At 44.1% G+C, this 12,820-nt stretch carries 15 protein-coding genes and 4 pseudogenes; 4 read left to right on the top strand and 15 right to left on the bottom strand.

Annotation, left to right across the window (positions count from 1 at the left end; translation table 4 throughout):
• Positions 1 to 15: 15 nt before the first annotated feature.
• The 7 genes and pseudogenes from rpsG to CSH31_RS03140 all read right to left on the bottom strand — a co-directional run bounded on the left by rpsG (position 16) and on the right by CSH31_RS03140 (position 3,924).
• Positions 16 to 486 (bottom strand): 30S ribosomal protein S7, encoded by a 471-nt coding sequence (rpsG, locus tag CSH31_RS03165; RefSeq protein WP_127942956.1) that lies wholly within the window; start codon positions 484 to 486, stop codon positions 16 to 18.
• Between the two features lie 11 nt (positions 487 to 497).
• The gene (rpsL, locus tag CSH31_RS03160; protein ID WP_127942955.1) at positions 498 to 917 is read right to left on the bottom strand and encodes a 30S ribosomal protein S12; all 420 of its coding nucleotides are present in this window, start codon (positions 915 to 917) and stop codon (positions 498 to 500) included.
• A 117-nt stretch (positions 918 to 1,034) separates the two neighbouring features.
• Positions 1,035 to 1,961, bottom strand: a complete 927-nt coding sequence (locus CSH31_RS03155) for a Rho termination factor N-terminal domain-containing protein (RefSeq protein ID WP_127942954.1) — start codon at positions 1,959 to 1,961, stop codon at positions 1,035 to 1,037.
• Between the two features lie 75 nt (positions 1,962 to 2,036).
• Positions 2,037 to 2,243: pseudogene (locus tag CSH31_RS05020) on the bottom strand (50S ribosomal protein L1); the annotation flags it as partial.
• Positions 2,244 to 2,310: 67 nt separating this feature from the next.
• Positions 2,311 to 2,724, bottom strand: coding sequence for a hypothetical protein (locus CSH31_RS05015; protein ID WP_345775179.1), 414 nt, complete (start codon positions 2,722 to 2,724; stop codon positions 2,311 to 2,313).
• Positions 2,725 to 2,935: 211 nt separating this feature from the next.
• Positions 2,936 to 3,343, bottom strand: a complete 408-nt coding sequence (gene rplK, locus CSH31_RS03145; RefSeq protein ID WP_236630704.1) for a 50S ribosomal protein L11 — start codon at positions 3,341 to 3,343, stop codon at positions 2,936 to 2,938.
• A gap of 104 nt (positions 3,344 to 3,447) precedes the next feature.
• Positions 3,448 to 3,924, bottom strand: a complete 477-nt coding sequence (locus CSH31_RS03140) for a hypothetical protein (protein WP_127942951.1) — start codon at positions 3,922 to 3,924, stop codon at positions 3,448 to 3,450.
• Positions 3,925 to 3,980: 56 nt separating this feature from the next.
• Here CSH31_RS03140 and CSH31_RS03135 point away from each other — a divergent pair, with 56 nt between their 5' ends.
• Positions 3,981 to 4,760 carry a hypothetical protein gene (locus CSH31_RS03135; protein ID WP_128008809.1) on the top strand — a complete coding sequence of 260 codons (780 nt, stop codon included), beginning with the start codon at positions 3,981 to 3,983 and terminating at the stop codon, positions 4,758 to 4,760.
• 331 nt (positions 4,761 to 5,091) lie between these two features.
• On the opposite strand, the gene CSH31_RS03125 is transcribed toward CSH31_RS03135, so the two are convergent.
• The 3 genes and pseudogenes from CSH31_RS03125 to rplU form a co-directional block, all read right to left on the bottom strand.
• Positions 5,092 to 5,427: a glycerol-3-phosphate acyltransferase gene (locus tag CSH31_RS03125; protein WP_128008808.1), complete on the bottom strand. Its 336-nt coding sequence runs from the start codon at positions 5,425 to 5,427 to the stop codon at positions 5,092 to 5,094.
• 65 nt (positions 5,428 to 5,492) lie between these two features.
• A pseudogene (gene rpmA, locus CSH31_RS03120) lies at positions 5,493 to 5,758 on the bottom strand (50S ribosomal protein L27).
• A pseudogene (rplU, locus tag CSH31_RS03115) lies at positions 5,745 to 6,079 on the bottom strand (50S ribosomal protein L21). Before rplU ends, rpmA begins: the two co-directional pseudogenes overlap by 14 nt.
• 174 nt (positions 6,080 to 6,253) lie before the next feature.
• Here rplU and CSH31_RS03110 point away from each other — a divergent pair.
• Positions 6,254 to 7,225, top strand: coding sequence for an HAD family hydrolase (locus CSH31_RS03110; protein WP_127942946.1), 972 nt, complete (start codon positions 6,254 to 6,256; stop codon positions 7,223 to 7,225).
• Here the strand turns inward: CSH31_RS03110 and CSH31_RS03105 are convergent.
• The gene (locus CSH31_RS03105; RefSeq protein WP_161565709.1) at positions 7,194 to 7,733 is read right to left on the bottom strand and encodes an RNA methyltransferase; all 540 of its coding nucleotides are present in this window, start codon (positions 7,731 to 7,733) and stop codon (positions 7,194 to 7,196) included. The genes CSH31_RS03110 and CSH31_RS03105 overlap by 32 nt on opposite strands.
• Positions 7,693 to 7,902: a hypothetical protein gene (locus tag CSH31_RS04420; RefSeq protein WP_161565708.1), complete on the bottom strand. Its 210-nt coding sequence runs from the start codon at positions 7,900 to 7,902 to the stop codon at positions 7,693 to 7,695. Before CSH31_RS04420 ends, CSH31_RS03105 begins: the two co-directional genes overlap by 41 nt.
• 193 nt (positions 7,903 to 8,095) lie before the next feature.
• Between CSH31_RS04420 and dnaK the strand changes: the two are divergent.
• Positions 8,096 to 9,912 (top strand): annotated as a pseudogene (gene dnaK, locus CSH31_RS03100) (molecular chaperone DnaK).
• A gap of 86 nt (positions 9,913 to 9,998) precedes the next feature.
• Complete coding sequence (locus CSH31_RS03095; RefSeq protein ID WP_128008806.1) at positions 9,999 to 10,319, top strand: hypothetical protein; 321 nt, start codon at positions 9,999 to 10,001, stop codon at positions 10,317 to 10,319.
• Positions 10,320 to 10,336: 17 nt separating this feature from the next.
• Here CSH31_RS03095 and CSH31_RS03090 read toward each other — a convergent pair whose 3' ends face one another.
• The 3 genes from CSH31_RS03090 to def form a co-directional block, all read right to left on the bottom strand.
• Positions 10,337 to 11,932: a ribonuclease J gene (locus tag CSH31_RS03090; protein WP_236630740.1), complete on the bottom strand. Its 1,596-nt coding sequence runs from the start codon at positions 11,930 to 11,932 to the stop codon at positions 10,337 to 10,339.
• Positions 11,869 to 12,129 (bottom strand): hypothetical protein, encoded by a 261-nt coding sequence (locus tag CSH31_RS04660; RefSeq protein ID WP_236630703.1) that lies wholly within the window; start codon positions 12,127 to 12,129, stop codon positions 11,869 to 11,871. Before CSH31_RS04660 ends, CSH31_RS03090 begins: the two co-directional genes overlap by 64 nt.
• A 118-nt stretch (positions 12,130 to 12,247) precedes the next feature.
• Complete coding sequence (gene def, locus CSH31_RS03085) at positions 12,248 to 12,787, bottom strand: peptide deformylase (RefSeq protein WP_128008805.1); 540 nt, start codon at positions 12,785 to 12,787, stop codon at positions 12,248 to 12,250.
• Positions 12,788 to 12,820: the final 33 nt, after the last annotated feature.

Genomic DNA, 12,820 nt, shown 5'->3' with positions numbered 1-12,820 from the left:
GTCAGTTTCCTATTTTTACCAGCGGTAATGGGCAAAAGCGCGGTTAGCTTCGGCCATGCGGTGGCTTTCGTCTTTTTTCTTGACGGCTCCTCCGACTCCTTTGGAAGCGTCAATAATTTCGTTAGCAAGTTTGACTTCAATCGTTTTTTCCGAGCGCAAAACGGCGTACTTAACTAGCCAGCGCAGCGATAAAGCCATTTTCCGACGTTCGGTTACTTCAACTGGCACTTGGTAGTTAGCTCCACCAATTCGGCGAGTGCGCACTTCAAGTTGAGGAGTGATGTTTTCAATTGCCTTTTTAAAGACTTCCATCGGGTCTTGGTTGGTTTTTTCCTTGACTAAATCAAACGAGCGGTAAAGAACTTTCTGCGCCAAAACTTTCTTACCTTTTTTCATAATCGTGTTGATTAACTTTGTAATCACTTTTGAATTAAAAACTAAGTCTGGTAAGACTGATCGGACTGGAGCGCGGTTTTTTCGTGACATATTTCTCCTCCCTACTTCTTATCTTTCGGTTTTTTAGTGCCGTAGCGTGAGCGACCTTGTTTTCGTTTGTTAACTCCGGCTGTGTCTTGGGTTCCTCGCACAATCGTGTAACGAACTCCGGGCAAATCCTTAACTCTTCCGCCTCTAATTAAAACGACCGAGTGCTCCTGCAAGTTGTGACCCTCACCAGGAATGTAAGCCGTTACTTCGATTCCGTTGGAAAGTTTAACACGGGCGTACTTACGCAGCGCCGAGTTGGGCTTTTTGGGCGTCATAGTCCCGACCCTAGTGCAAACTCCGCGTTTAAAAGGTGACGGGTTGCGGGTCACTCTTTTTTGCAACGAGTTATAGCCGTAACCGAGCGTAGGCGCTTTGCCTTTCTTCTTTTTTCGCTCGCGACCAAAAGTAACTAATTGGTTAATTGTCGGCATTAAATTCCTTTCTTTTTTCCGATCAAGTCAAATGAGTACTGCTGATTATACAACAACTAACCCCGTGTATCAAAAAATTGCCTAACCGGTTTAACTAACCGGTTTTGGGACGATTTTCTAGCGACCCGATGTCACGCGCAAAATGTGACTCACAAGTTCTTCTTTGTTCATTGTTTCGGAGCCGAAAATGGAAAGCTTTTTAGCAATTTCGCGTAGCTCATCAACCTTGAGAGTTTTGAGACGGGAAGCCCGTAAGTTTTTGGGTTCCTCGGTTTGATTAACTGCTGGTTTGGTTGCCTTGGGCGCTGGAGCAGTTGGCTCTTTGAGATTAGTGGTTACAGGCTGGTCAACTGAGGGCGCAAAAGGAGCTAAGGGATTAATTCCTCGTCCTTCGCGAACCGCTTGTTCCATTTGCTGCTGCCACTGAATAAAGCGCTCGTCATGACGTAGACGTTCCACATACTCGGAAAAACTGAATTGTTTACGAATGGCGTTAACTTTGACCGCGCAAGTGCACCAGACTCCGATCACGACAAAGAAGTTAACAAACTGGAAAATTGAGCCTGCCGTGTCAAAAACAGATCGAATTCGCAAAAGCATCATGATCACTTGGACAAAGGCCATCAAAGCCCCGCCGCCAATTATGTAAATTGACAAAGTGGAAATGTAAGAAAAAGAGTGACGGCGGTAAGAGCGCGTGACGGTAATTAAGTAAAGCGTCAGACCGACTAAAATGACGGAAATCAAAACGATTGGCAATGTCAAATAATCAATCGTGAATTTGCGGTTAGCCAGCTCTGAGTAAACGTTGTCAGCTTGGTGAGGATAACTTTCGCGAAAAAGTTGCTCTAAATTGTTGACGATGGAATCACGGTCTAAAATGTTCAAAATTGTGCCAGTTAAATGGATCGCTAAAATTACCAAAAAACCGATTCCGAACAAAATAATCCAGTGTCGGTAACGATTTTTTTCGTTCTTTCACAAATCCTTGGGACGAGGAACATTGTTAAAATTACCGATCCCCATCAACTGTTGCTGTCTCATCAACCTAGTTTCCCCCTGGCAAATTTTCTACCACAATTTTAACACAATTTGCGTCAAAAATTATTAAACTACCCTCTAAACTAATTCGACTTTAATCGCGGGTCCCATCGAAGCTGAGACGGTTAAATTTTTGATGTAAGCGCCTTTAACTGCCGCAGGACGAACGCGCTTAATGGCAGCAATGACTGTTTCTGCATTTTGAATTAAATGTTGGGAATCAAGCGAAACTTTCCCAATTGATGTGTGAACAATGCCAGTTTTATCGGTTCGGTAATTAGCTTTACCCTTTTTAACTTCCCCGACAGCCCGGTCTACGTTCGGAGTGACGGTGCCGGTTTTGGGTTAGGCATTAGTCCCGGGGTCCTAACACTTTCCCGTACTTAGCTAAAAACGGCATTGTTTTGGGGTCGGTGACAATGATGTCAAAATCAAATTTTTCTTTGGACAAAATCGCTTTGGCGTCATTCTGGTTAGCGACCTCATCAGCTCCGTTAAGACGAGCGAGCTCCTGGACGTTAGTGTCGTCGCTAATCACTAAAACGCGCACATTTTTACCAGTTGGGTTAGGCAAAGCGACCGATCCGCGCAACTGTTGATCGGCTTGACGAACATCAAGATTGAGATTAAAAGCTAAATCAATTGATCCGTCAAACTTAGAGTAGGAAGTTTCCTGGGCCAACTTAATCGCCTCGGCAAGAGGATAGTGTTTTTTGCGGTCTACTTTTGATCAGGCTAAGATGAGTTTTTTTGATTTGCGTGCCATGTTTATTTCTCCTCCTTGCTTTGGTCAGTTTCTTCGTCAGTCTCCTTGTCTTGCTGCTTAATCGCGCTTACTTCAATTGGCTGATCCTTAGACTGAGTTGCTTGCTGCAGATCTTCTTCAAGTTGAGCCTCTTTCTTAGCTGCTCAATCAGCCTCTTTGGCCGCTTCCTTAGCGGCTTCTAATTCGGCCTCAATGTTGTCAACGCCCTCAATTAAAACGCCATGTTGCGAGCTGTTCCGGCGATAATTCGCATCGCTGCTTCCAAGTCGTTAGTGTTAAGATCAGGCAATTTGTACTCGGCAATTTGCCGAAGTTGCTCTTTCAAAATCGTCCCAACTTTTTGAGTTTTGGAGTTGGGTGAACCTTTTTCAATTTTGGCGCTTTGCATAATTTTGTAAGAAGCAGGCGCGGTGAAAAGTTTAAAGTCAAACGACTTATCGCGGTAGACGGTGATTTCAACCGGTACAGGTTCATCGCCTCTAGCTCGCGTTGCGTCGTTAAACTGCTTGGTAAATTCGGGCATAACGATGCCCAGACCAGCAAGCTCTGGTCCTGGTTTAGCTTGTCCGGCGTTAAACTGAAGTTTTGCCACTCGGACAACTTCTTTGACTCTAGCCACGAGGTTTCCTTTCTCTGTGTGGTCAAGCAGACTGATTAAAGTCCTTCCACTCGCTAGTTAAAAATGTTAAGCAAATTTAATTTGCTCAGTAAGTATAACAAAAGTTAAACGTAGACATCGTGGAGAATTCGCCAAAGCATGTAAGAGGTCAGCGCCACCGAAGCGCCAAGCATTAGCAGCGACAAATTCTTAAAGAGAATGAAACGTTCGTACTGGCCCGTCACGATTACAAGCGACCAAAAAACCATCGATAGTGAAGTGGCCAAAATCAAAATGATTAGGACAACCCGACTGTAAAGCGTTGTGCGCAGTTTAATTAGTCAGGCGAGAGCAATTAAAATGTCTCACGCTTCAACGCTAATAATTAGAATCGCCAAGACTAAACCGACGAGCGAAAGGTGGCGTTGCGTGGGGCTGGTGTAGTTAAAGATGTAGTTTTTATCAATGATTAGTAAAACGTCAAATGTGATAACTAGGGCCACCAAGAGCAGTCCCGAAAGTAAGAGTTCACTTAAAACAACCTTTTTATCGTGGTAGTGAACTTTCCGACGAAAGACCCACATCAGCGGAAAATGACGCATTTAGAACCTAGTTTAAATTATAACAAAACGATTTGACGCTCCCGAGAAACCAGGCCTTGCCATATAATAAATGCATGTACAGATTTAACAAACACATCACTAGGACAATCCATGCGCTAGTAGCCTTGGCGCTGGTAGCAATTAGAATCATTGAAACATTTCGAAGCGTAACTCACTGACCTCATGTCAGCCTTGACTTAACATCTGACGAAATAGACGCCTTGCAGTCGCTCAATGTGCGGGATATTTTTGGAGCTTTTGGTAGTCAGTTTGTCTACTTTACAATTATCACCAACTTTATTTTCGTGGTAACTTTGGCGCTCAGTTGGATCGGACACGTCAAAATCAATTCCTACTGAAAAACCGCGGTGATGGTTTATTTGAGCGTAACGGGAATCGTCTTTTTCCTTTTCATTGCTCCGATGGTGAAATGGGGACAATCAGCCTACTTTGATTTCACACTGATCCATGAGCATTTAATCGTGGTTTTGGTCGGAATTTGGTGGTTCGCTGTCACTCCGGGAGCAACCCCAAACTTAAAACTTGAGTGGCGTAAAAGTCTAACCGTAACGATGGTAATACCGCTTTTTTACATGGCCTTTACGATCGGACTTTACGCGGCAACCCAAGGCAACGTGGCCGTTTATGCTTTCCTTAACTTTTTCAATGTTTTCAACTTAAAGTTGCCAGTCGCTTACTCGCTACTCATCTCGATTACGTTGGCCTTAGTGACAATTTTGTCTTTTGTCGGACTGGGGTTTGCTTGGTACAAACTCCAAAACATCCAAGCCCGCAAATGGACGAAATATTTGTCTAGACTTTTTTACGCGCGGTAACTTTCTTTCTTGTCCGCGGATAATCCGCTGAATGTTTTGGTAATGCATCGCTACCACTAGTAAATGAGCCGCTAAAAAACAAAGCGCGTTTTGTCACCAAAGTGAAAGGTGAGCGATGGGCATGTCCCAGACAACTTTAAAATTAGCTCAGTCAAAGGCAAAATAACAAATTGAGCCGATTAAGATTCAAATTCCAGGTGCAATAATTGAACCAAGCGAAACAACGCGGGTTTTTTTAATGATCAAAACAAAAATGAGTAAACCAAACGGCGCCAGTCACCACTGGTAAAAAGACAAGAAACCGAAAAGACAAGCCACGCCCTTGCCGCCTTTAAAGCGGAAGTAAACCGGAAAAAACGTGGCCTAAAATGGTGGCGATCCCGACAACTGGCACAAAAGCACCGGCAAAAAAAGGTGCCCGGACTTTTAAAATCCAGGCGATTGAAAGCGCTAACAAAATTTTAAAAACGTCAAAAACGCCCGTTAGACGCCCGGCGCTAAGACCGTAATTACGCCGGATATTAGTCGCCCCGGCGTTGCCCGACCCTTTTTTGCGAATGTCTTCCCTTTTAAAAAGACGCGCGAAAATAATCGCAAAGTTAACCGAACCGATCAAATAACCGATCAGCATTAAAATTAACGTGGCAACTAGATCTCATCCCAACATAGTTTCCTACTAGTGACCTAGTTTAACAGCGCTAGTTCACTAACTAAAGCACAATTTAAAACTAATTATAAATTAATTGGTTTCGCTCGGAATAACACGGCTCACTTGCGGTTGCGACGAACTTCAAACTTAACCACGCCGTTAGTTTTGGCAAAAAGTGTGTCGTCGCTCCTCGGCCCACGTTCAGTCCAGGGTGAATTTTAGTGCCGCGCTGGCGGTAAATAATCGCGCCGGCGTGAGCAAACTGACCATCAGAAAGTTTTGCGCCCAGTCTTTTACTGTGCGACTCCCGGTTATTTTTGGAACTTCCGCCCGCTTTAACTTTTGACATCAGTTGACTCCTTAGGCGATTTAAGACCTTCAATCGCGGTAATTTTGACACGCGTGTAAGGTTGACGGTGGCCGAGTTTGCGCTTGTGGTTGACTTGGCGTTGTGACGGTAGACTATGATTTTGGACTGTTTAGACTGTTTTTCAATCACGCCTTGGACCTTGATGTTTTTTAACTCGTCCGGTTTTACTTGCTCTGGCAAAGCTAAAACTTGGTCAAAGGTGACTTTGTCGCCCGGCTGACCCGGAATTTTCTCGATAAAAATCGTTTGGTCAACTTTAACCAAAATTTGCTGAGTTCCGGTTTGAATAACTGCAAACATTTTCCGCTGTTCCTTTTTCTGTGTCGTCAAAACCAAGAGTTAACCGACTAGCCGTTAATCACTCGTCAATGTTCTCCGCAATTATACTCACTTTTATGTAATTTTAAACCCAATTTTTCCTAAGTTAGCCGCTCCCAACTCGCCTAGATTGGCTTGTGCTAAAATGGGGAAAGAATGAAGAATAAACCCACTAAGGTCAGTCAAGCGACTAACACCGAAAAGCGCTGGCTAATTTTCATTGACTTAGACGGTACTTTTTTACAAGATTCCACGACTGGTCATCTTAACCCATCCGACGTTAAAGCGGTTGAACAAATGATTAAGCGCGGTCACATCGTTTGCATAACCACGGGGCGTCCTTGGCGTTCAACGGCCGAAATTTACAGAAAACTTAAGCTCGACACCGTGGTTTCTAACTACAACGGCGCTCACATTCACAACCCTTCAGATTACAACTTCCAACCTTACATCACCAACTTAAACCTTAACGATGTGATGTACATACTCGGTGACGAAGAGTTGCAAAAAGCGACCCGCAACGTTGCTTTTGAAGGGCCAGGCTGAGTTCAACTGCAAAAGCGTGATCCTCACTTAGAAAACGTGTTTGGTTTTTCAAGTGCACCCAAGTTTCACGTTGGTTTAGATTTTCACAAACTGCCGCTCAAGCCAACGGGTGTGATTGTTGACACTAACCAAAACGTTGACATTCGAAAACTGCTTGACTATTTAAAACGCCGTTTTGGCGACCTGGTTGAATTCTCATCTTGGTCAAAAGGCGACGGACTAACGCCGGTGATTGACATGACAAGATTAGGTGCCACTAAATCCAAAGCCGTGTCGCTCATCTCACGATATTACAAAGTGCCCGTTTACCAAACGATTTCGATCGGAGACGGTTACAACGACATTCCGATGTTTTTAACGACTGAAATTTCGGTCGCAATGGCTAACGCTTCGGACGACATTAAAAGTTTTGCGACTTGAATTACGAGCAAAAGTCACAAAGAGGGCGGTGTAGCAGAATTTTTGGAACTATTCTTAGCCGACCAAGACGGTAAGTTTGTGGAAAATTTACGCCGGGTTAGAACTAAAAAATACAGCGCTCGGCACGAGCTTAACCCTTTTCACCAAATCCACCCCGATTAAAATGACTCATAATAATCGCTCCGGCACTAGCTACGTTGAGTGATTCAAAATTGACTGGTACCCAAATTTTGCCTTGGGCTAAATTAGTAATTTGAGTCGGTAGGCCGCTGCCCTCGTTACCCAAGATGAGCGCTCAGGGAGATCGCGGTTTAACTTGATAAATATCTCGAGCACCTTGTCCTTGACTAACGGCGGCTCAGCAAGTGTGTGAAGCGCAAAGACCAGTTGGCCAAGTCTTTTTTTCAACTACATTAATGTGAAAGATGGCTCCTTGGCTAGCTCGGAGCACCTTAGGATTAAACACGCTTAAACCGATCACGATGACCGAATCAAAGCCAAAGGCCAAGGCGCTGCGAATTAGCGTTCCGACGTTGCCTGGATCTTGGAGCTGGTGTAAAACTAACACGCGCTGGCCAAGAGGTCGCTCGGTTGGTTTAACGCAAAGACCCACGACTGGCGCTGCGGTTTTAGTCGTGCTTAGTCTTTGGAGCGTTTTTAAACTCGCCAAAAGTCGTCCCCGGACGCCCGTCAACGCTGTAAGCCTGAACAAGCAAACCAGCTTGGCGAGCCTCGTCAACTAAGTGCGGACCTTCAATTAAAAATAACTTCCCAGCGCGTTGGTGCTTAGTTAGTTTTAACTGGGCTAATTTTTTTAAAACTGATCCGATGGGAAGCAAAATTTTTCACGTTTTAATTTTAGACCTTAACTGGGTTTGTCTCACCAAACGTTAAGTCAAAAGATCGCTCGCGTTTGACTTAAAAAGTCAATTTTAAAAAAATTAGCACTATTTGTATGAGAGTGCTAAAAAGTGTGTTATACTAAGCGTTGAAAACATTAACTAAGAGTATTAATGGAAGGACGAAAGAAGTATGGCAAAAGAAAGAATTATTGGCATTGACCTTGGTACGACTAACTCGGTTGTAGCGATTGTTGATGCAAAAGAACCACGCGTAATTGAAAACCCAAACGGCAAACGCACAACGCCCTCGGTAGTCTCTTTTAAAAACGGAGAAATCATCGTTGGCGAAGTGGCTAAACGTCAAATTGAAACTAACCCTAACACGGTCGCTTCTGTCAAACGTTTAATGGGAACTGAACAAACCATTAAGGCCAATAACCGCGAATATAAGCCCGAAGAAATTTCGGCGATGATTCTTGGTTATTTGAAAGATTACGCCGAAAAAAAACTCGGCTCTAAAGTGGAAAAGGCTGTTATCACCGTTCCCGCCCACTTTAACAACGCCGAACGTGAGGCGACTAAAAACGCCGGAAAAATTGCCGGTCTCAAAGTGGAACGAATTATTAACGAACCAACCGCAGCGGCGCTTGCTTACGGTTTGGAAAGAAAAAACAAGGAGCAAAAGTTGCTTGTTTATGACTTAGGTGGAGGAACTTTTGACGTGTCGGTTCTAGATTTGGCCGACGGAACTTTCGAAGTTCTTTCCACTTCCGGAGATAACCGTCTCGGAGGAGATGACTGGGATAACGAAATCGTTAAATGGCTAGTTGAAAAAATTAAAAAAGAGCACAAACACGATCCGTCGCAAGACAAAATGGCGATGCAACGTCTTAAAGACGCAGCTGAAAAGCTAAAATTGAACTCTCAGGTCAGTCCAGCACCACGATTACTTTACCTTTCCTAGCCATGCTAGATGAAGGACCTCTTAACGTTGAGGCTGAACTAACTCGTTCAAAATTTGAAAAATTAACTGAGCATCTAGTTGAAAAAACTCGTCAACCGATTGAAGACGCGCTCAAGAAGCTAAGTTAAAAGCGAGCGACCTAGACGAGGTTCTGCTCGTGGGAGGGTCAACTCGCATCCCAGCCGTTCAGGCGATGGTGGCGAAAGTAACGGGCAAAAAGCCAAACATCTCGATTAACCCCGATGAAGTAGTTGCGCTGGGCGCAGCTGTCCAAGGCGGAGTTTTAGCTGGTGAAATTGACGATATTTTGCTTTTAGATGTTACGCCGCTGACTTTGGGAATTGAAACGATGGGCGGTGTGGCAACGCCTTTAATCACCCGTAACACAACCATCCCTGTGTCCAAAAGTCAAATCTTTTCAACCGCGGCTGACAACCAACCCGAAGTAACGATCCACGTTGTGCAAGGAGAAAGATCGATGGCGATAGATAATAAATCGCTTGGTCAATTCAACTTAGCCGGAATTGAACCGGCTCCTAAGGGAATGCCGCAAATTGAAGTCGCTTTTTCCATTGACGCTAACGGAATTTTAAAAGTAACTGCCAAAGACAAAAAAACTAACAAAGAGCAGTCAATTACGATTGAAAACAACACTTCTCTCAGCGAAGAAGAAATTAACAAAATGGTAAAAGAAGCGGAAGAAAACCGCGAAGCTGACGCTAAACGCAAAGAAGAAATTGAAACGCGCGTCTCAGCCGAATCGCTCATCAACCAGTTGGAAAAAGGGCTCAAAGAAAGCGGCGACAAAATTGACGCTAAACAAAAAGAAAAAACTACCGCTGAAATTAAAGAACTTAAAGAAATGCTTGAGAAAAAACGAAATTGATAAACTCAAGAAAAAACTCGACGAAATCAATCAGATGGCTCAAGCCTTTGCCCAAGCTGCTAGCGCAAGTAAGAAAAAAGACACTGACCCGATTGAAGTGGATGAGCCTGAAAAACCAAAAACCGATGATACCAAAGACGGACAACCCAAAAAATAAGTCTTGCTTGTCCAGCCGCTTACCCTAGAAGGTAAGCGGTTTTTCTTACCAAACTTAAAACAGTTTTATAATTAAGAAAAACATCCATGAGTACCAAAGACAAAGTTATTTTTATTTTTCTCTCAATTATTACGCTCGGCATTTTTCCGGCCGTGGTCTATTGGCGTGGTCGTCATCAACCAGTCAACCAAAAACTTTCCACTAGCGAAAAAATCAGCGTAGACGTGGATGAGTTAAGAAGATTATTGGGCGGACTAGAAAATCTAGTCGGTGCTGAGTTCACCCACACCAAGGTGAAAATTTTTGTGAAAGAAAGACGTTTGGTACAAACCGAAAAAATTAAAAAAACTACCCGGCGTATCGGGAGTTTTTGCCAACTCAGGTGGCCTAACTTTAATTGTCGGTAACTCGGCTCGACGTTTGGCTAACCAGATCCTGGATTAACTGCTCTTTTAACGTGCGGTCGGCGGTAGTTGTTGTGCCGTCGGTGATCTTTTTGATGGTGAGCAGTTTGGTTGGAAGTCGCTTTTTGTTGGCGACTTGGATCGCTGACTTTTTTTTCTAAAAGCGAAACGACCACCATCGGATTCCGGCGTTTATGTTTGTAGAAAAAGGGACCAATTCTTGAAACAACTAAATCCACCACGTTTTTGCGGGTTCAATTCGGGTTGTTTTTAATCGTGTAAAGAATTGCGCCATGGGCTAAACGTTGGATCGTGGTAATTTCTTCGCGCGACTCTTGCACGTAAAGAGCTCCGCGGGAAATAACTCTTGTTTTACCAATGATTTCTCGTTTAGCGCGGTCAACCATGGCAATAATGTTGACAAAGCCGTTTTGGGCCAACTTTTCACGCACATCAATAATTTCCAAAGTTTCAGCTTTAGCAATGGTTGAATCGATGTAAATGGGGCCGTGGGGAATTCGCAGTTTTGTGAGACGAACCACACCCTTTTTCAGTTCAACCACTTGGCCGTTTTCAATTAAAAAAATGTTTTCGCGCGGAACGCCGCACTCGTAAGCAGTTTGACCATGGACGGCCGATTGACGGTAAAACCCGTGGTAAGGGATGAAATACTTTGGTCTTGTGACGTTAAAAATAGTTTTGTGTTCGTCTTTATAGGCGTGGCCCGAAATGTGCAAAAGTCCATCCACACGGTTTTCACGCGCTTCGGCGCCGACTTTGTAAAGTTGATTAATTAAAAGCTCAACCTTAACCCGGTTGCCAGGAATGGGTGAAGAGGAAAAAATTACCACGTCTTTATTTTTGAGTTTGACATACTGGTGGCGTCCGGAAGCCATTTGCCAAAGCGCAGCCATTTCTTCACCTTGCGAACCGGTTGACAAAATGAACAGTTTTTCGTCAGGGATTTTGTCAATTTCTTTTTTGTCCACGAAAACTTCCTCGGGAACGTCAATGAATTTAAAACGTTTAGCAATTTCCATCCCGTTAATCATCGATCTACCAAAAACGCAAACTTTTCGCTTGTGTTTAACGGCTAAGTCAATGCCAACTTTGACCCTGTTCATGTTGGAGGCAAAAGTGGTGAAAATCACTTTGCCGCGGGCGCTTGCAATGTTACGCTCCAAGTCCCGCATAATGTTTTGCTCGGTTGGAGAATGCTCGGGCAGCATTGAGTTGGTAGAATCAGAAATCAAAATATCAAGACCTTCGTCACCCATTTGCCGCAACTTAGTAAAATCGGTTAAGTTACCGATCGGAGAGTAGTCAAAGCGAAAGTCGCCCGTGTCCATTATGGCTCCGTCGGGCGTTTTTACCCGCACGCCGTAAGCCTCGGGAATCGAGTGTTGCGCCGTCCAAACATCAACTTCCATGTGTTTAAAACGGTAAACGGAGTCGCGCTCGTACTCAATGAATTCGACCTTAGTTTTAATTTTCATGTTATCAAGCCGCTTACGCATAAAAGCAATTGCCACGCCTGAGCCGTAAATTCTTTTTAGGTCAACTTGCTGAAGTAAGTAGGGCACGCCGCCAATGTGGTCTTCGTGTCCGTGGGTAATGAAAAGACCGACAATTTTAGAAGCGTTCTCTTTGAGATAAGTGTAATCGGGATAATGCCCGAAACACCCGTTTCCATGCTGTTAGTGAAACGAATGCCGGCGTCCATAATTGCGATCTCATCGCGGTACTCCACGACTAACATTGCCTTGCCGATTTCTTGCATACCGCCCAAAGCAAAAAACTTGGTTGAATACATCTTGCCTCTCCTGTCGCTGGACCAGAATTAATTAGTCCGCTCAAGTGTTTAACGTTTTACTTGTGGTTATTATAGCAAAATCCTTTTTTTGACCGACGGGCCAATTTGGGCTAACCAACTAAAAGATAACTTCGTTTTCCCGGGGCTTAAAACGCTTGCGGTAGTCGATCCGATCTAAGTAAAGTTTGCCATCCAAATGATCCATTTCGTGTTGAACCACAATTGCCAAAACGCCGGTTAAATGGTGAGTGACTTTTTTTTGATTTAAATAGGAGTAGCCTTGAATTACGACTTTAAAACGGCGGTGAACTAACCCGGCCTGGTCATCGCGCTCAGGGTCAACTGATAAACATCCCTCACCTTGTTCAAGCGCGGCGTAACTGGGCGAGTAGGCGGTTATTTCGGGGTTAATTAAAAACTCCCGCAGTCCGCGGTGAAATTCGCCGGGCGGCACATTGACGTAAAACATTCTTTTCAAATGACCCATTTGAACAGCCGCAATCCCGATGCCTTCGCGAAGTGAACTATCTTTTTTTTGCGAACTATCAACGTAGTGAATCATTTGCTCAGCCAACTTTTGGTCGGCTTCGCTGAGCGGCAATTTAACTTTGGCTGAAACCGATCGCAGTTTTTTGTTAGGTAGAAGGATGATTTTCACACACCTATTCTATCACGGTGTTATGATGGGTTT

The organism is Mycoplasma sp. ATU-Cv-508 (assembly GCF_004011945.1).
Taxonomy (GTDB): Bacteria; Bacillota_I; Bacilli_A; order Mycoplasmatales; family Metamycoplasmataceae; genus RYZV01.
This window is presented reverse-complemented; position numbering and strand designations above follow the sequence as displayed.